Annotated in this window: 15 protein-coding genes; all 15 read right to left on the bottom strand. The window is 66.2% G+C overall.

Annotated elements, in window-relative coordinates; translation table 11 throughout:
• On the bottom strand, positions 1-2,370 hold the full coding sequence (bamA, locus tag QRM60_RS02740; protein ID WP_161962618.1) for an outer membrane protein assembly factor BamA: 2,370 nt from the start codon (positions 2,368-2,370) through the stop codon (positions 1-3).
• Positions 2,371-2,453: 83 nt separating this feature from the next.
• Entirely contained in the window at positions 2,454-3,800 is a 1,347-nt protein-coding gene (rseP, locus tag QRM60_RS02735) for an RIP metalloprotease RseP (protein ID WP_285445561.1), read from the bottom strand.
• A gap of 26 nt (positions 3,801-3,826) precedes the next feature.
• Complete coding sequence (locus QRM60_RS02730; RefSeq protein WP_119959939.1) at positions 3,827-5,017, bottom strand: 1-deoxy-D-xylulose-5-phosphate reductoisomerase; 1,191 nt, start codon at positions 5,015-5,017, stop codon at positions 3,827-3,829.
• A gap of 2 nt (positions 5,018-5,019) precedes the next feature.
• Entirely contained in the window at positions 5,020-5,847 is an 828-nt protein-coding gene (locus QRM60_RS02725) for a phosphatidate cytidylyltransferase (RefSeq protein WP_011036560.1), read from the bottom strand.
• Entirely contained in the window at positions 5,844-6,605 is a 762-nt protein-coding gene (gene uppS / locus QRM60_RS02720) for a polyprenyl diphosphate synthase (RefSeq protein ID WP_042598688.1), read from the bottom strand. The genes QRM60_RS02725 and uppS overlap by 4 nt, the downstream gene beginning before the upstream one ends.
• A 17-nt stretch (positions 6,606-6,622) precedes the next feature.
• Positions 6,623-7,180, bottom strand: a complete 558-nt coding sequence (gene frr / locus QRM60_RS02715) for a ribosome recycling factor (RefSeq protein WP_011036562.1) — start codon at positions 7,178-7,180, stop codon at positions 6,623-6,625.
• A 236-nt stretch (positions 7,181-7,416) separates the two neighbouring features.
• Positions 7,417-8,139 carry a UMP kinase gene (pyrH, locus tag QRM60_RS02710; protein ID WP_011036563.1) on the bottom strand — a complete coding sequence of 241 codons (723 nt, stop codon included), beginning with the start codon at positions 8,137-8,139 and terminating at the stop codon, positions 7,417-7,419.
• A gap of 108 nt (positions 8,140-8,247) precedes the next feature.
• Positions 8,248-9,771, bottom strand: a complete 1,524-nt coding sequence (locus tag QRM60_RS02705; protein ID WP_285445560.1) for a GGDEF domain-containing protein — start codon at positions 9,769-9,771, stop codon at positions 8,248-8,250.
• Positions 9,772-10,055: 284 nt separating this feature from the next.
• Positions 10,056-10,934, bottom strand: coding sequence for a translation elongation factor Ts (tsf, locus tag QRM60_RS02700; RefSeq protein ID WP_115530087.1), 879 nt, complete (start codon positions 10,932-10,934; stop codon positions 10,056-10,058).
• A gap of 170 nt (positions 10,935-11,104) precedes the next feature.
• Positions 11,105-11,932: a 30S ribosomal protein S2 gene (gene rpsB, locus QRM60_RS02695; RefSeq protein WP_115530088.1), complete on the bottom strand. Its 828-nt coding sequence runs from the start codon at positions 11,930-11,932 to the stop codon at positions 11,105-11,107.
• 297 nt (positions 11,933-12,229) lie between these two features.
• Positions 12,230-12,910 carry a fimbria/pilus periplasmic chaperone gene (locus QRM60_RS02690; protein ID WP_285445559.1) on the bottom strand — a complete coding sequence of 227 codons (681 nt, stop codon included), beginning with the start codon at positions 12,908-12,910 and terminating at the stop codon, positions 12,230-12,232.
• A 37-nt stretch (positions 12,911-12,947) separates the two neighbouring features.
• Positions 12,948-13,286, bottom strand: a complete 339-nt coding sequence (locus tag QRM60_RS02685) for a hypothetical protein (protein ID WP_285445558.1) — start codon at positions 13,284-13,286, stop codon at positions 12,948-12,950.
• 48 nt (positions 13,287-13,334) lie between these two features.
• On the bottom strand, positions 13,335-14,369 hold the full coding sequence (locus tag QRM60_RS02680; RefSeq protein WP_161961883.1) for a spore coat U domain-containing protein: 1,035 nt from the start codon (positions 14,367-14,369) through the stop codon (positions 13,335-13,337).
• Positions 14,366-16,714 carry a fimbria/pilus outer membrane usher protein gene (locus QRM60_RS02675; protein ID WP_285445557.1) on the bottom strand — a complete coding sequence of 783 codons (2,349 nt, stop codon included), beginning with the start codon at positions 16,712-16,714 and terminating at the stop codon, positions 14,366-14,368. The genes QRM60_RS02680 and QRM60_RS02675 overlap by 4 nt, the downstream gene beginning before the upstream one ends.
• Before the next feature lie 16 nt (positions 16,715-16,730).
• On the bottom strand, positions 16,731-17,474 hold the full coding sequence (locus tag QRM60_RS02670; protein ID WP_285445556.1) for a molecular chaperone: 744 nt from the start codon (positions 17,472-17,474) through the stop codon (positions 16,731-16,733).
• Between the last annotated feature and the right edge of the window lie 6 nt (positions 17,475-17,480).

Raw genomic sequence — 17,480 nt, 5'->3', positions numbered from 1 at the left:
TTAGAACTGGCCGCCGAAGGTGAACTGCAAGCGCTCGACTTCGTCGTTGTCTTCCTTCTTCAGCGGGAACGCATAGCTGATCGAAATGGGGCCGACCGGTGCACGCCACAAGAGCGCCACACCGGTAGAGGCGCGCAGCTCGTTGGCCTTGAAGTTGTCCACGCCGTTATAGACGTTACCGAAGTCGAAGAACGCCGAGATGCGTGCCGACGGGCTGTCGAACAGCTTCGGGAAATACATTTCCACCGAGCCCACGGTCTTGAACGAGCCACCGAGCGGCTGGCCGCGCGAATACGACAAGGTCGGCTCCGAACGCGGTCCCAGTGTGTTGTCCTCGAAGCCACGCACCGAGTTGGTACCGCCGGCGTAGAAGTTCTCGTAGAACGGCAGGCCCGAGGCGGTGATCGTGCGGCTGGAACCATCCGGATTGGTGACCACGCGCGAGCTGTCGTTGCCGTAGCTGTCGCCGTAACCCAGCTCGAAGCGCGTGTTCAACACGATCGCCGGAATGATCGGCCAGTAATTGGAGATCTGGTAGTTGAGCTTGTAGTACTCGACCGTGGAGCCGGGCAGGGTGGTTTCCAGACCAACACGCTGGTACATGCCGCGGGTTGGCATGAAGAAGTCATTGCGGGTATCGCGCGCCCAGCCCAACTCGGTGCGCCAGGCGTGGAAGGTGCGCGTGCCGATCGCGTCGATGTAGTCGACGATCGCCTGCGGCGTGGAACCGCCAAAGGTGGTGATCTGATTGCTGTCGATACCGATCATCGCCGAGACGGTGTCGTTTTCGGTGATCGGCACACCGAACACCACCTGCGCCGAGCCGTTGGTGCTGTTGTACTGCGCGGTGTTGAAGTCCGAGTAATCGAGTTCGCGCCACGACAGGTTGTAGCCCAGCGACACGCCGTCATCGGTAAAGAACGGATTCGTGTACGAGAACGCATAGCGCTGCTGGAAGGTGCTGCGCGAGGCTTCCACTGCCACGCGGTTACCGCCGCCCAGGAAGTTGTTCTGCGACAACTGCACCGAGGTGGTCACACCGAAGCTCTGCGAATAGCCCAGGCCGAACACGAAGCTGCCGGAGGTGGTTTCCTTGACGTTGTAGACCACGTCCACCTGGTCGTTGCTGCCCGGCACTGCGGGGGTTTCCACGTCCACGCTCTCGAAGTAGCCCAGGCGCTGCAGACGGATCTTGGAACGGTCGATCGCGGCCTGCGAGTACCAGGTGTTCTCGAACTGGCGCATTTCGCGGCGCAAGACCTCGTCGGAGGTGCGGCTGTTGCCCTTGTAGAGGATGCGGCGCACCGACACGCGCGGCCCCGGCACGACCTGCAGGTTCACTGCAACGGTGCGGTCTTCGCGGTTCGGCGTGGGGATCGGGTTGACCTTGGCAAAGGCGTAGCCGACGTTGCTCAGCGTGTTGGTGATGGCATCGGAGGTGTACTCCAGCAAGGCGCGCGAGAAGATGTCGCCGGCCTTGGGGATCACCAGGCGCTCGATGTCTGCCTGCGGCAATACAGTGTCGCCGGTGACCTTGATCTCGGAAATCTTGTACTGCTCACCCTCGGTCACGCCGGCGCTAACGAACATGTCGCGCTTGTCCGGGCTGATCGATACCTGGGTGGAGTCGATGCTGAAGTCGACATAGCCACGGTCCAGGTACCAGGAGTTGAGCTTCTCCAGGTCGCCGGACATCTTTTCCTTGGAGTACTGATCGTCGCGGCGGTACCACGAAGCCCAGTTGTGCTCCTTGGATTCCCAGTTTTCCAGGATGTCTTCGTTGGCGAACTTTTCCGTACCAATCAGGTTGACGTGGCGGATCTTGGCCGCCTTGCCTTCCTTGATCGCGATGGCCACATCGACGCGGTTGCGGTCCAGCGGGCTGACCGTCGGGGTGATCTCGACGTTGTACTTGCCGCGGTTGTTGTACTGGCGGGTCAACTCCTGGGTCACGCGGTCCAGGCTCAGACGGTCGAAAGTGCCGCCTTCGGTCAGGCCGATGTCGCCCAGGCCCTTGAGCAGCTCTTCGGACTTGATGTCCTTGTTGCCGGTCACGGTGAGCTTGTTGATCGCCGGGCGTTCCTTGACCGTGATGACCAGGATGTTGCCCTGGCGATCCAGCTGCACGTCTTCGAAGAAGCCGGTGCGGTACAGCGCGCGGATCGAGTCGGCGACCTTGCCATCGTCCACGGTATCGCCACGGTTCACCGGCAGGTAGGTGAACACAGTGCCGGATGCAATGCGCTGCAGGCCGTCCACGCGGATGTCGCTGGCGACGAACGGCTCGGCGGCCAGGGCTGCGGCGGCTGGCAGGCTGAGGCCGGCGGCAAGAGCGAGGGCAAGCAGGCGGCGAGTGGGAAGACGCGTCATGTCACATCCGGTTGGAGTCGATTGCGGGTGTTGCTGGGTGCCGGCGTATGACGACGACAACAGGCGGAAAGAGTGGAGCAGCTTCATCGTGGAACCAGGCCGAGGATGTCGTTGTAGAACGCCAGACCCATCAAGCCTGCCAGGACCGCGAGGCCGACATATTGCCCGGCGATCATGGCCCGTTCGCTGATCGGGCTGCCCTTGACCAACTCAATAAGGTAATACAGCAGGTGCCCACCGTCCAAGATTGGGATGGGCATCAGGTTGATGATGGCCAGGCTGAGCGAGAGCAGGCCCAGGAAATACAGGAACCAGTCCACGCCGCGTTCGGCCGAGGCGTTGGCGGCGCGGGCGATGGTGACCGGGCCGGAAATGTTCTTCACCGAGGCCTGGCCGGTCAGCATGCGCTTCATCATGCCCAGCGAATCGGCGGTCATCTTGCCGGTTTCGCGGATCGCGGCGGGTACCGCGGCAAACACCCCGTACTGCTGGCGGCTGTCGTAGGCCGGCGCTGCGGTGGCCGCAAACCCCACACCCAGCATCCACTGGCCTTCGGGCGACCTGCGCGGGGCAATTTCCAGCGCCAGCCGGTCGTCCTCGCGCGCGACCTCGATCATGCCGGTGCCGCCCTGCGTGCCCAGCGCCTGGAGCTGGGCGGGCACTTCGCCGGCCGAGCGGATCGGCTGGCCGTCGATGGCTACGATCCGGTCGCCCGGCTTCAGGACGCCGTCGGCCGCCGAGCCGGCGACCACCTTGTCCACCACCGGCGGTTGCAGCATGAACTGCCAGCCGATGCCGGCCAGCGTGGCCACGCGGCGCTCGTCGAACCCCGCCGGCAGCTGCGACAGGCGCAGCGTGTGCTCGCTGTTGCCGCCTTCCTCCGCTGCGGTCAGCATCTGCACGTCGCGACGGTCCATGGCCGCGGTGGTCAACTGCATGCTGGCATCGCTCCAGCTGCTGACGCTGCGACCGTCGATGCGCACGATGCGCTCGCCCGGCACCAGCCCGGCGGCCGCGGCCAGCCCATCGGCGCGGCCGACGGTGGCCGAGTAATCCTGTTTGCCGATCACAAACATCGCCCACAGCATGACCATGCACAGCAGCAGGTTGGCGATCGGCCCGGCGGCCACGATCGCGATGCGCTGCCACACCGTCTTGCGGTTGAAGGCCTGCTCACGCTCGGCGGGGTGCACCTCGCCTTCGCGTTCGTCGAGCATCTTCACGTAGCCGCCCAGCGGGATTGCGGCGATCGCGAACTCAGTGCCGTGGCGGTCGCGGCGCATCCACAGCGGCTTGCCGAAACCGACCGAAAAGCGCAGCACCTTGACGCCGCAGCGGCGCGCGACCCAGAAGTGCCCGAATTCGTGGAAGGTCACCAACACGCCCAGGCTGACGATCATCCACCAGACCGAACCGATGAAATCACCCATGGATGCAACTCGGCAGCGTGGTTCGATCAGGCATGAAGGGAATGATGGGCGAGGGCGCGTTCAGTGGTTCGCCGTGCTTCGGCATCGGCGAAAAGGAGAGTATTCAGGGTATCGGCATTCTGCCGCTGAAGCGTTGTCAGCGTGTGTTCGACCAACGCAGGGATGGCTAGGAAACCCACCTTGCCCTGAAGAAACGCTGAAACAGCCACTTCGTTGGCTGCGTTCAGGATCGCCGGCGCGGTGCCGCCGGCGCGCAAGGCGTCCCAGGCCAGGCGCAGGCACGGGAACGCCTCGGTGTCCGGAGCTTCGAAGTCCAGCCGGCCTTGCTGCAGCAGATCCAGGCCGCCGACGCCGGACTCGACGCGCTCCGGCCAGGCGAGGCCGACCGCCAGGGTGGTGCGCATGTCCGGTAGCCCGAGCTGGGCCAAGGTGGAGCCGTCGACGAATTCCACCAACGAATGCACCAGGCTCTGCGGGTGCACCAGCACGTCGATCTGCTCGCCGGGCAGGCCGAACAGATGGTGCGCCTCGATCACTTCCAGGCCCTTGTTCATCAGCGTGGCCGAGTCGACCGAGATCTTCGGCCCCATCGACCATTTCGGGTGCGCCACCGCTTGGGCGGGCGTCACTTCGGCCAATTGCGCACGCTGGCGGCCGCGGAACGGCCCGCCGGAGGCGGTCAGGATCACCCGCCGCACCCCGCGGCTGGCGTCGCAGGAGCGCAGGCACTGAAAGATCGCACTGTGCTCGCTGTCGATCGGGATGATCTCCGCGCCGGCCGCCGCGGCGGTGCGGGTCAGTAGCTCGCCGGCCAGCACCAGGGATTCCTTGTTGGCCAGCAACAGGCGCTTGCCGGCGGCCGCGGCCGCCAGGGTGGACGACAAGCCGGCGGCGCCGACGATCGCCGCCACCACGGTGTCGCAGGCATCGCTGGCCGCCAGCGCATCCAGCGCTTGATCACCGGCGTGCGCCTGGGTGGTCAGGCCGGCGGCGCGCAGGCCATCGCGCAATGCCGGATACAAGGTGGCGTCGGCGATCACCGCATGGGCGGGGCGGTGCTGCACGCACAACGCCAGCAGCGCATCGACCTTGCTGCCGGCCGACAGCACGCTGGCACGCAGCCGCTCCGGATGCCGGGCAATCACGTCCAGTGCCGAGGCACCGATGGAGCCGGTCGCGCCAAACACGGCGACCCGACGAAGAGAAGAACCTGACATGCCTAGAATCCGAGAATTTCCTTGCCGAGCGCGAACACCGGCAGCGCGGCGAGCACGCCGTCGATCCGATCCAGTACGCCGCCGTGGCCGGGAATCACCGTGCCCGAATCCTTGGCGCCGGCATGCCGCTTGAGCAGGCTTTCGAACAGATCGCCCAGCACCGAGGCCAGCACCGCGACGGCGGCCACCAGCACCAGCTGCGGCACATGCGCCAGGGTCAGCCCGGCCAGCCAGCCGAAGGCGCAGGCCACGGCAATACCAGCGACCAGCCCGCCCAGCAGGCCTTCGATGGTCTTGTTGGGGCTGATCCGCGGCGCCAGTTTGTGCTTGCCGAACCGCCGCCCGGCGAAATACGCGCCCGAATCAGCCGCCCAGACCATGGTCAGGGCGGTTAGCAGCCACAGGTTGCCCTTGTCGGGATTGGCGTGCAGCAGCACCAGCGCGGCCCAGGCCGGCAGGACCGCCAGCGTGCCGGCGGCCAGCTTGAGCGCGCGTGCCTGGCCATTGCCGTGATCGGCGCCGAAGTTGAAGAACCGCAGCCACAGCAGCGCCACCAGCCACCAGCCAACGCCCACCAGGGCAGCGATCTGGAACAGCACCATCGAGCCGACCGATGCCCAGACCATCAACACCATCAGCAGCAGGTTGAGCATCAGCAGCACGGTGCGCGGCAGGCTGTCGTCGATGCCGGAGAGCTTGAGCCACTCCCACAGCCCGGTCAGGAACAGGATCGCCGCCAGCGCCGCCAGCCACTGGGTGGGCAGCAGCACGATCGCGCAGATGGCGAGCGGCGCCATGATCAGCGCGGCAATCACACGGGTCTGGGTCATGCGGAAGACGTCTCCGTCGCCTTCTCGGCGATCTGGGCGCTGGTCAGGCCGAAGCGGCGTTCTCGCCCGGCATAGTCGTCCAGAGCCTGTTGCAGCACGCCGGCGTCGAACTCCGGCCACAGGGTTTCGGTGAACCACAGCTCGGTGTAGGCGAGCTGCCACAACAGGAAATTGCTGATCCGGGTGTCGCCGCCGGTGCGGATGAACAGGTCCGGCGCCGGCAGATCGGCCAGCGCGACCCGGCTGGCCAGCAAGGCTTCGTCGATCTGCTCCGGCTGCAACCGGCCCGCCGCGACCTCGACCGCCAGCGCGCGCGCGGCCATGGCGATGTCCTGGCGGCCGCCATAGCTGGCGGCGATGCTCAGCACCAGCCGCGTGTTAGCCGCGGTGATGCGCTCGGCACCGGCCATGCGGTCGCGCAGTGGCGCGGCAAAGCGGCTGCGGTCGCCAATGAAACGCACCTGCACGCCACGCCGCTGCAACTCTTCGACCTCACGATCGAGTGCATGCAGAAACAGCTTCATCAGTGCGTCGACTTCGTCCTGCGGGCGGCCCCAGTTTTCGCTGGAAAACGCGAACAAGGTCAGTGCCGACACGCCCTTGTCGAGACAGAAATCGATGGTGCGGTTGACCGCCCGCGCGCCGGCACGGTGGCCGATCACGCGCGGACGCCGCCGACGCTGCGCCCAGCGTCCGTTGCCATCCATGATGATGGCAATGTGGCGCGGCACCGCGGCAGCGGAGGGCTCCGAATGCATGGCAGTGGACGCCACGGTCAGACCGTCATCAATTCCTGTTCCTTGCCCTTGACGACCTCATCCACGTCCTTGATGGCCTTGTCGGTGAGCTTCTGGATGTCGTCTTCGGCGCCGCGCGCTTCGTCCTCGGTGACCTGCTTGTCCTTGAGCAGATCCTTGACCTGCTGGTTGGCATCGCGCCGGATGTTGCGGATGGCGACCTTGGCGTCTTCGCCTTCGCCATGCACCGACTTGCTCAACTCCTTGCGGCGCTCTTCGGTGAGCGGCGGCAGGTTCAGGCGGATCACGGTGCCGACCACGGTCGGGGTCAGACCCAGGTCGGAGGCATAGATCGCCTTCTCGACGTCCTTGATCATGCCCTTGTCGAACAGGCTGATGACCAGCGAGCGGCCTTCAGAGACGCTGATGCTGGCGACCTGGTTGAGGGGGGTGTCGGTGCCGTAGGCCTTGACCTTGATGTTGTCCAGCAGCGCCGGCGAGGCGCGGCCGGTGCGCACGGTGGTCAGGGAATGGCGCAGAGCATCGATGCTCTTGGTCATGCGCGTCTGCGCGTCTTGTTTGATCTGGTTGAGCATCGCCGAACGTCCTGGTGAATCGTAATTGATCGATTATAGCCGCCAGCGGCGCCGACAGCCGGCGCAGCGCAGCAAAAAGCCCGGCAGCGGCCCGCCGGGATTCATGGGGACACGCGGCGCGGCCGGGCGGGGCATGGCCACGTTGCATGGTGGAAATGCAGCACAGCCGCCCGGAGGCGGCTGTGTGGTCACTGTCTGGCGAGCTCCGGCGTCTCAGCCGGGCCCGACCGTGTCGCTCAGCTGCGGCCCTGTACCAGCGTGCCGATCTGCGCGCCGTGCAGGATGCGCAGCAGCACGCCGGGCTCGCTCATGCCGAAGATGCGCAGCGGCAGGTCGCTGTCGCGGGCCAGTGCGAAGGCGGCGGTGTCCATCACCTCCAGGCCCTGCATGATCACTTCGTCGTAGGTCAGGCTGTCGTAACGCACGGCATCGCTGTGCTTCTTCGGGTCCTTGTCGTACACGCCGTCGACCTTGGTCGCCTTCAGCAGCAGATCGGCGCCGATCTCGATCGCACGCAGCGCGGCGCCCGAGTCCGTGGTGAAGAACGGGTTGCCGGTGCCGGCGGCGAAGATCGCGATGCGGCCCTTTTCCAGGTGCCGGATCGCGCGGCGGCGGATGAAGTCTTCGCAGACGTCGTTGATCTTGATCGCACTCATCACGCGCACCTTGGCGCCGAGCTTTTCCAGCGCGTCCTGCATGGCCAGCGCGTTGATCACGGTGGCCAGCATGCCCATGTGGTCGCCGGTGACGCGGTCCATGCCGCTGGCAGCCAGGCCGGCACCGCGGAAGATGTTGCCGCCGCCGATCACCAGCGCGACCTGCGCGCCGGCCTGCTGGGCTTCGATCACTTCATGCGCGAGGCGATTGATGACCTTGGGGTCGATGCCGTAATCCCCATCCCCCATCAGCGCCTCCCCGGAAAGTTTGAGAAGGATGCGGCGATAGGAAAGTTCAGACATGGGGGGAGGCCTCGGGGGTGGGGGATCGGCAAACGCCGGCAATTCTAGCGGAAGCCTGTCACCGGGCGTGGTAAAAATTCCTTTGTTGCGCGATGCGTGCCGTGTTGCTCAGTGCGCGCGTGGTGTCGGTTGCGCCGGCACCTCGGTCGCATCGTAGGCGGTGACGCGGTTGCGGCCGCGATGCTTGGAGCGATACAGCGTGGTGTCGGCGGCCTGCAACAGATGCTCGATGCTTTCGAATTGGCGGTCGCCGCCACCGTGCGTGGCCAATCCCGCAGAAAACGTGATGTGCAGCGGCCCGCCGGGCAATTGCGCCATCGGTGTGCGTGCGGTTTCGGCCAGGATGCGCTCGATCACCATCAGTGCGGCCTCGGCGGTGGTGTTGGGCAGGATCACCAGGAATTCTTCGCCGCCGTAGCGCGCCACCAGGTCGCTGGTACGCACCATGCGCTGCAGGGTCTGCGCGAAGTTGCGCAGCACCTCGTCGCCGACCAGGTGGCCATGCGCATCGTTGACGCGCTTGAAGTCGTCCAGGTCGATGAAGGCGATCGACAGCGGCCACGCCTGCCGGGTGGCCAGTTCGAACTCATGCGCGAGCGCGGTGCCGAGCTGGTGGCGGTTGAACACGCCGGTCAGTGCATCGCGGCTGGCCTGTTCGGCCAGGTGGCGCATGCGGTTTTCCGATTCGTCGGCATGCCGGCGTGCCTCGGCCACGTCCTGCAGCTCGCGCAGGCTGCGCAGCATGGCCAGCTCGCGTGCCTGTTCGAAGATCAGCTGGATGTGCTCGGGCTGCGGCACACGGATATCGAACAGGGCTTCGAGTTCGGGCAGCGATTCGGCAATGCGCTCGATCACCTTTTCAAAGCGCTCGGCATCGAGCTCCAGCACATCCTGCGCCTGCTGTTGCGCGCGCTCGGTGGCGGCGACCGCACTGGCCGAGAGCCAGATATCGGCCAGCCGCCCGGACAGCGCCACGCAGGCCATGAAGGGTTCCAGGCTTGCGGGCTCTTCTTCGCTCTGGGCGATGGCGTTCTGCAAGTACGGCGGCAGCTGCCATTGATGCGCCAGCCAGGCGCCGACCTCGGCATGCGTGGCGCCCAAATGCTCGCGTTCGGCGTCCAGCAGGGCGGCGTTATCGGGTGCCTGCTCCAGCAGTGGGGCGTACACCTCCGGCGTGCCCTGCAGCAGCGCCAGCTTGCCGATGTCCTGCAGCAGGCCGGCCAGCATCAGCTCTTCCGGCTTGCGGATGCCATAGGCCTGGCCAAGGATGCGGCTGGCCAGCGCGCACAGGCCGGCGCGGCGCCAGATGCGCTCGTGCAGCGGATGCGTTTTGAACGTGCTGCGCACACCGTGGACCATCGAAAAGCCCAGCGCCAGGCTCAAGGTTGCATTGAGGCCGAGCATGGTCAGTGCCTGGCCCAGGTTGTCGATGCGGCGCCGGCTGGCGTACAGCGGTGAATTGGCCACGCGCAACATGCGTGCGCTCAATGCCATGTCCATGCCGATGACGTTGGCCGTGGTGGTCATGTCGACGTCGGGGTCTTGCGCCAGCTCGATGATGCGCAGCGCCACGCCCGGCGGGGAGGGCAGGTTGCGGCAGTAGTGCAGGGCGGCCTGGAGGTCTGGTTGCATGGTTCATCGCCGACAGTGATCGCAAGCATACAGCCGCGGTCGTTGAGTTGGGCACGCCACGCAGTGCAGTCGCCGCGCTGCAACGCAGGCGCAATGGGCGCTGGAAAGCCTGGTCGGCATCTCGTTTTTAGCGGCAGCGGCAGGCGCATCTGTAGCGATGTGGCCGGTTGCGTACACCGCGCATGCAGGCGGCCTGGCGGCAAACAGCACTGCGCCAGCGCGCATTGCGTGCAAAAAAAAAGCCGCGGCATGCCGCGGCTTTTTTCGTAATCGAACGTGGTGAATCAGGCCAGTCCGGCCTGCTTCATCACTTCGGCGGCGTAGTCTTCCACCACCTTCTCGATGCCTTCGCCAACGGCCAGACGCTGGAAGCCGATCACCTCGGCGCCGGCGGCCTTGACCGCCTGCTCGACGGTCTGGTCGGTGTTCAGCACATACGGCTGGCCGTACAGGGTGACTTCGTTGACGATCTTGCTGATCTTGCCGCTGATGATCTTTTCCAGGATTTCGGCCGGCTTGGCCTTGTCCTTCTCAGACATCTTGGCCAGCTCGATTTCCTTTTCCTTGGCAACGAACTCGGCCGGGACGTCGGAGGCCTTGACGTGCGGCGGGTTCATCGCAGCGATGTGCATCGCGATGCCACGGGCCAGCTCGGCGTCGCCGCCCTTGAGCTCGACCAGCACGCCGATGCGGCCGCCGTGCACGTAGGCCGCGACGTTGTTGGCGCTGTCGATGCGGACCAGGCGACGTACCTGCAGGTTCTCGCCGACCTTGGCGATGACCGCAGCGCGACGCTCTTCGATGGTCTCGCCGCTGTCCAGCTTGACGCTCTTCAGGGCGTCGGCATCGGCCGCGTCGGAGTTCAGCGCAGCGGTGGCGACGACGTCGGTGAAGGCCAGGAAGTTCTCGTCCTTGGCGACGAAGTCGGTCTCGGAGTTGACTTCGACCAGCACGGCCTTGCCGCCAGCCTGTGCGGTGGCGATGCGGCCTTCGGCGGCAACGCGGTCGGCCTTCTTGTCAGCCTTGGCCAGACCCGACTTGCGCAGCCATTCGGCCGCGGCGTCGATGTCGCCTGCGTTTTCGACGAGTGCCTTCTTGCACTCCATCATGCCGGCGCCGGTGCGCTCGCGCAGTTCTTTAACCAGGGAAGCAGTGATTTCCATGGAATTACCTCGTATGGACGAATACGTGCGGCGGAAGTGTTCCGCCAATGAGGAGACGGTGCAGCGTACTGGCCGCCCCCGTGGGTGTCTTCAATGGCCCGAGCGACGGGACGCGAGGGTCCCGTCGGGGCTGCGGCCGCACAGCATGGTGCGGCCGCATTGCATGCCGATTACTCGGCAGCCGGTGCCGCAGGTGCAGCGGCCGGTGCGTCGGCCTTCTTCTCGGTGGCCTTCTTGGCCGGAGCGCGACGGCCCTTGCCTTCGTCGCTGGCTTCAGCCGAGAACTCTTCTTCGCGAACCGACGCCGAGTTCGGCGCAGCCGCCTTGCCTTCCAGCACGGCATCGGCAGCGGCGCGTGCGTACAGCTGCACGGCGCGGATGGCGTCGTCGTTGCCCGGGATGGCGTAATCGACCAGGGCCGGATCGTAGTTGGTATCGACCACGGCGATCACCGGGATGCCGAGCTTCTTGGCTTCCTTGATGGCGATGTCTTCATGGCCGATATCGATCACGAAGATCGCGTCGGGCAGACGGTTCATTTCCTTGATGCCGCCCAGCGACGCGTCCAGCTTCTCGCGTTCGCGACGCAGGCCCAGCACTTCGTGCTTGACCAGCTTTTCGAAGGTGCCGTCGGTTTCAGCGGCTTCCAGTTCCTTCAGGCGGGCAACCGACTGCTTCACGGTGCGGAAGTTGGTCAGCGTGCCGCCCAGCCAGCGCTGGGTCATGAACGGCATGTTGCAACGCTCGGCTTCTTCCTTGATGGACTCGCGCGCGCTGCGCTTGGTACCGAGGAACAGCACGGTGCCGCGCTTCTGCGCGATCGAGGAGAGGAAGTTCATCGCGTCATTGAAGAGCGGAACGGTCTTCTCGAGGTTGATAATGTGGATCTTGCCGCGCGCGCCGAAGATGTACGGCGCCATCTTGGGATTCCAGTAGCGGGTCTGGTGGCCGAAATGGACGCCGGCTTCCAGCATCTGACGCATGGTGACCTGAGGCATTGAAAAAACTCCTGATAGCGGAATTGCCGTGCGCGGCTGTGGTTTGAAAACCTGCGCATGACTGTGCGAGCCCTTGCGGGGACGCACGTAATTCCGGGGTTGGGCTTCCCTGTCGCCTCCGTGACGAACCCCTTGCGGGGCACCCCGGCACGGATGGCGGCGGCAGGTGTGAATTCGTCGATGACGTCCGACGTGGACGGCGCGCTGCGCATGAAACGCAAAACAGCCGGCGGAGTATAGCCGCCGGGGCAGGGCGATGCAATCTGACTCAGGGGCCGCGGTGCGTGCAGCGCCGGATCATGGCTCCAGCACCAGGGTGCTCTCGGTGTCGCCATTGATACGGGCCACGAAGCGGCCCTTGCCGGAGGGCAGGCTGGCCGGCAGCGTCCAGCGTCGGGTCTGCCCGGGCAGGATGTAGCCGGCCAGGTCGTTGCGGATGTTCAGCCGGGTGCCGCTGGCATCGATGTAGGCCAGGTCGGCCAGGCGGGCGTGGCCGATGCCGGCATTGTGCAGCGTCAATGCCCTTTCGGTGTCGGACTGGAGTAAGTGAGCGTGCAGCTTCGGTTTCGCCTCACTGGCCTGGCTGGGCAGGGTGAAGACGGGAATGGAATAGCGCAGCAGTTCGGGCTCCTCGGCGCTCACCTGCTGTGTCACTACCAAGCGATAGCTGTCTTCGGTGGTGGCCGGGCTGGGGCCGAGCCGGATTACCCGCAGCAGCTGGCGGCCCTGGCTGGGAATTTCAAACTGGCTGGGGCTGACGGTGGCAGTGATGGCCGGTTCAAGCACCTCGCGCTCGCCGTCCTGACGCCAGCGATACAGCTTTGCCTCTGCACGCCACGTTTTGCCGGCCTGGTTGTACAGCCACACGGTGGCTTGGTCGGCATCGGCGGGGATGCGTGCAGTGGTCGGCGCGATTGTGATCTCGGCGGCAAGGGCCGGGGCGGACGTGAACAGGAGCATGCCAGCGGCCAGAACCATGGCAAGCCAGCGCGTTAGTGGCCAGGCGCCGGCCATTTCAGAAAGCCACCGTGGTGATGCGGGCAGCACCGGTCGGCGCCGGGCCGGCCAAGGCGCTGGCGACCTGGCCGGTTGCGCTGGCGGCAGTAGCAGCGGTGTCGGGCGCGGCACTGGTGGCCGGGGCAATCGCCGCCGGGGTGCCCTTGGAGCAGTTGGCGCGTGCCGGCGAGGTGCGCAGTTCGCAGCCGCTGAGCACGCGCAAGCCGATATGCAGGGTGGAATTTTCCAGTCCTTGGCTGGTGCCGGCCGCCTCGACAGGGGAGGCGGCGCAGGCCAGCGCAAGTAATGCAGAGCACTTCAGAAGGTTGAACGGCGTCATGAAGGCAATCGTTTGCATTGGAGACGTAGCCAATAACGACGTGCCCGGTGCGAACTTAATTAACCATCAGTAAGTGATCGAGACGGTCACCGTATCGGTATAGGCGCCAGCGGCCGGTAGCTGTGGCGACGGCGCACGCCCATAGACGGTGACCGTCTGGGCGACGCCGTTGCCGGTGCCATTCAGGGTGTCGGTGCCGATGGTGGTGCCCCAGCGGTTGCTGCGCGCCGCATCGCGGTAGAGCTCGTAGGTGATGTAGTTGCTGCTGCTGGCCTGGCGCATTCGGCGGGTGCTGCCGCTGGCATTCACTCCGTCGCCCAGGCCGATGTTCCAGGCGGTCCGGTTGGTGCACGACAGGCTGACGGTAGAGGTGCGGTCGATGTCGCTGGTAATGCTGCCGGCAATGGTGCCGAAGTCCAGGTCGGTGGTGACGTAGGTATTGCAGCGGGCCGGCACGTTGGCCGAGGCAGTGAACGGGAAGGCGTTGCTGGCGGTCTTGGCGCCGCTGCCGCCGGCCGTGCAACTGCTGGGCGCCGGCGGAACGCCGATGATGCTTTCGGTATAGGCATACCGCAGCACGGTGTCGGCGCCACTGAAGGTGCTGGTGTGGTTGCCCACCGACAGGGTCTGATTGGCTGGAATGCGGCCGTACAGCGTGACCGACGTGGTCTGCGAGCCGCCGGTGATCAGCGGTACCCCGTACGAAAGTGTCAGTACGCGCGGCGAGGGCGTCGTCGAGCCAGTGGCCCCCCAGACCTGGGTACGGGTCGCCTCGGAGTAGATCTGGAAATCCAGGCTGTCGCTGGTGGGGTTGAGCATGCGGCGCGGCGTATACAGTCCGGCACTGGCGCTGCCCGGGCCCAGATCCAGGCACAGGCTCACGTGCGCATAGCCCAGGACGCTGAGCGCGGCGGTTGCACAGGACACGTTGAGCGTTGCCACCGCGTCGGTGGTGCCGTTGGCGGCCACGTTGCCAAACGCCAGTGGCGTGCCGAGCGTGACGGTGCAGTTTGTGTCCGCGTGCGCGCGCTGGCTTGGGGCCAGCCACAGCGTGGCAATCGCCAGCGCAAATAACAAACGGCCCAGGCCCGGCAGGCTCATGGCGCCGGCTCGGCGATGCACGGCAGCGGGCCGACGCGCGGGATGTCGGTGGGATTGGCCGGGTAGGTGAACTGCGCGCTGCAGCGGCCGTCGGGCAGGTCGACCAGGATGCGGTTCTCCTGCTGCAGATTGTCCAGATAGGTTTCGCCGTCGTACCCGACCACCACGCGTTCGGCATCGCCCTCGCGCCATACCACGCTGCCGACCGGCAACGGCACACCTTGCGCGTCATGCAGCACGATCATGGCTGCGCGCACGGGCGTAATGCCGAAGCGCACCGCCACGCCGGATTGCTGGCGCGGAGTCACCGTGGTGTCGACCCGGTCCACACGCAGGTTGGCAGGCAATGCCAGCGTATCGATCGACAGCTGATTGCGTTGCCACGATTGCAGCGGGGTCACCAGCAACATGCCCTTGGCGTCGGTCACGCCGATCAGGCGGTTTTCCAGGCGCACCGGGATGCCCGGCTGGCCATCGGTGGAGACCACGGCGAAGGCATCCTGCACGTCACGCGCGGCGAAACCGCGCCCGTTCATCCAGACCAGGCTGCCGCTGGCGCTGGCATAGCCGAAGGTGTCGCCGTCTTGCGTGGCAGCGCCCAGGCTGTAGCGGCCGATGCGGTTCAACCAGCCCAGTTCCGCCAGCCCGCCGCTGGCGTCGTCGCCGGCGCGTGCCTGCAGGCGCCAGCCCACGCCGCCCAGGTCGCCGTCACCCGGCAGCGGTTGGCTGACATCGGCCACAAAGCCGGTGCGGTTGCCGTTGCGCTGCATCGAAGCGCTGGCCTGGCGGATCCCGCCGAAGGTGGTGGAGAGCGACAGATACAGGCTGCGGTCGCGGCGCAGATCCAGGTTCTGGTTGCCGGACAGGTTGGCGGCCCAGTTGCGGCCGAAGCTGCGCGACCAGAACACGCTGGCGTAGCGCGAGGTTTCGCCCTGCGGATAGCTCAGCCGGACGTAGCTGGTGCCGAGCGAGCCGAGCGGGTTGACGTTGACGCCGAACACCGCGCGGTCGCTGACGCTCGCCGGCAAGCTGCCCTGCAGGGCGCCCAGGTCGCGATAGTCGCCATGGGTGCGCTGGGTGGCGAAGTTGAGATTGAAGCGGCGGTTGTTCCAGGCGTAGCCCAGCACGTATTGGCCGCCGCGCAAGCCGCCCATCTGGCTGTGCGCGTAGGCCACGTTGAACACGCCGCCGACACCGAGCAACCAGATGCCGCCGGCACCGGCATTGACCAGGCTGCCGCCGGCTTCGGCATGCGCCTCGATGGTGAAATCCTCGCGCACGCCCTTGCGCAGGCTGGCGCTGGCAACCGGCCGGCTGTCGTAAGAAAACGAGCGCACGCCGTAATCGCGACGCAGGTGGCCGATGCCGGCCGACCACTCGGAGATGCCGCGCGCCAGCAGCTGCGGGGTGCCGTAGAACGCGAAATCCAGCCGGCGCACGCGGCCGAACGCATCGGTCACCACGATCTGCGCCTGGCCGGTGCCGCTGATGCCGGGCTGTGCGGCGAGCTGGAACGGGCCGGCCGGGACCTGGCCGCTGTATTGGCGCAGGCCATCGACGTACAGCTCCACGGTCGACGGCACTGCTGCCTCGCCAAGAAAGCTGGGCGTCGGGGTCAGTACGCGATACGGCTGCAGGGCGTAGTTGCGGCCGATCTGGATGCCGCCCAGGCGGATCGACCGGCTCCAGTCGACGAAGCCGCTATAGAAATCGCCCACCCGCAGGCTGGTGGCGGTGTCGGGGAAATCCATCTGCCAGGCGCTGTCCAGGCGTACGGCTTCGCCCCGCCAGCCGTGGTCTTGCGCGCGGCTGTAGGTCTGGAACACGGCCGTGCTTTCGACCATGCCCCGACCCAGACCGAAGCCACGTAGTTCGGTGGCCAGCGAGACGCTGCTGGCCCCCGCGTTGCGGTTGGCATACAGGTCGTAGTTGAGCAGCGCGCCCGGCGAGGCAGTGGCACTGGGCGGCGCGACTTCTTCGCTCTTCAACACCGTCGTGGACAGCGAGAGTTGCGCCAGCGGGACCTGCAGGGCCAGCCGCTGCAGGGCGGCGTCGTAACGCACTTCGACGTCGGGCATGCGGTCCAGGTCGACCAGCGCCTCGGGCGCTTGATCGGCCAGGATGAAACCGAGTTTGCGCAAGGTCTGCACCGACGCACGCAAATTTCCATCCACCAGTTCGAACGGCGCCAGGCCGCGATCGGCCTGGTTGACGCTGACATCCAGATACAAGGTCTGCGCGGCCAAGACACCGGTCTGCGGTGCAGGATGCGGCAGGGACGCCACATCTGCCAGATCGGCGGCTGCAGCGTTCTGCAGACCGATGGCGGCGGCAAGCAGCGTCATCGTCAGCCGCGCCACATCACGGCGCGGCCAGCAGGGTGCGTTCGTCAGCCTCACCATTGATCCTTGCGGTGATGGCGCCGCGGTCAAACTGTGCCAGCGGCGCGCCGAGCGACCAGCGCATGGTCTGCCCGGGCAGGACGTAGCCCACCAGTCCGTTCAACTCCGTCTTGGCCTTGCCTTCGATCAGGTGTCGCAGATCGGCCACCTGTGCATGGCCGTTGCCGGTGTTGCGGATCTGGATCTGCGCGTTGCCGTCGCTGCCGGCTACCAGTTGCGTGTCCAGCCGCGGCGTGGGCGCGGCGATGCCGGGTGGCAGCACGAAGATCGGCACCGAGTAGCGCAGCACGAACTGCATGCCGTTGCGGTCTGCGTCGACGCTGGGCAGTTCGTCGACGATGATGCGGTAGCACACCTCTTCACCACGTGGCGGCGGCCCGGCGCGGATCACGCGGATCAGCTGACGCTCGCCGGCGGCCAGCGTGCGCATGGGTGGGCTGATCAGCAGTTCCTGGGTGGGATCGAGCTGATCCTGGCCCTCGCGCTGGGTCCAGCGGTAGGCGCGGGTCTGCACCTGCACCGGCGCGCTGCCGCTGTTGCTCAGCCACAATCCATCGGCGCTCTGCTGGGCGGTCAGCGTGAGCGAGGTCGGCGCCAATTGCAGACTGGCAGCGCGCACTGTGGTCGACTGGGTAGCCAGGCCAAGGCCGGACAAAGCCAGCAATAACAACGGACGCAGTGGCGAAAGCAGCGATAGCGGCATGCGTGG

Source organism: Xanthomonas sp. fls2-241-TYG-148 (assembly GCF_030208815.1).
Lineage (GTDB): Bacteria > Pseudomonadota > Gammaproteobacteria > Xanthomonadales > Xanthomonadaceae > Xanthomonas > Xanthomonas campestris.
This window is presented reverse-complemented; position numbering and strand designations above follow the sequence as displayed.

Excerpts from the sequence above, each read along its gene's own strand:
- bamA (WP_161962618.1), bottom strand. The coding sequence starts at position 2,370 with ATGACGCGTCTTCCCACTCGCCGCCTGCTTGCCCTCGCTCTTGCCGCC.
- rseP (WP_285445561.1), bottom strand. The coding sequence starts at position 3,800 with ATGGGTGATTTCATCGGTTCGGTCTGGTGGATGATCGTCAGCCTGGGC.
- QRM60_RS02730 (WP_119959939.1), bottom strand. The coding sequence starts at position 5,017 with ATGTCAGGTTCTTCTCTTCGTCGGGTCGCCGTGTTTGGCGCGACCGGC.
- QRM60_RS02725 (WP_011036560.1), bottom strand. The coding sequence starts at position 5,847 with ATGACCCAGACCCGTGTGATTGCCGCGCTGATCATGGCGCCGCTCGCC.
- uppS (WP_042598688.1), bottom strand. The coding sequence starts at position 6,605 with ATGCATTCGGAGCCCTCCGCTGCCGCGGTGCCGCGCCACATTGCCATC.
- frr (WP_011036562.1), bottom strand. The coding sequence starts at position 7,180 with ATGCTCAACCAGATCAAACAAGACGCGCAGACGCGCATGACCAAGAGC.
- pyrH (WP_011036563.1), bottom strand. The coding sequence starts at position 8,139 with ATGTCTGAACTTTCCTATCGCCGCATCCTTCTCAAACTTTCCGGGGAG.
- QRM60_RS02705 (WP_285445560.1), bottom strand. The coding sequence starts at position 9,771 with ATGCAACCAGACCTCCAGGCCGCCCTGCACTACTGCCGCAACCTGCCC.
- tsf (WP_115530087.1), bottom strand. The coding sequence starts at position 10,934 with ATGGAAATCACTGCTTCCCTGGTTAAAGAACTGCGCGAGCGCACCGGC.
- rpsB (WP_115530088.1), bottom strand. The coding sequence starts at position 11,932 with ATGCCTCAGGTCACCATGCGTCAGATGCTGGAAGCCGGCGTCCATTTC.
- QRM60_RS02690 (WP_285445559.1), bottom strand. The coding sequence starts at position 12,910 with ATGGTTCTGGCCGCTGGCATGCTCCTGTTCACGTCCGCCCCGGCCCTT.
- QRM60_RS02685 (WP_285445558.1), bottom strand. The coding sequence starts at position 13,286 with ATGCAAACGATTGCCTTCATGACGCCGTTCAACCTTCTGAAGTGCTCT.
- QRM60_RS02680 (WP_161961883.1), bottom strand. The coding sequence starts at position 14,369 with ATGAGCCTGCCGGGCCTGGGCCGTTTGTTATTTGCGCTGGCGATTGCC.
- QRM60_RS02675 (WP_285445557.1), bottom strand. The coding sequence starts at position 16,714 with ATGACGCTGCTTGCCGCCGCCATCGGTCTGCAGAACGCTGCAGCCGCC.
- QRM60_RS02670 (WP_285445556.1), bottom strand. The coding sequence starts at position 17,474 with ATGCCGCTATCGCTGCTTTCGCCACTGCGTCCGTTGTTATTGCTGGCT.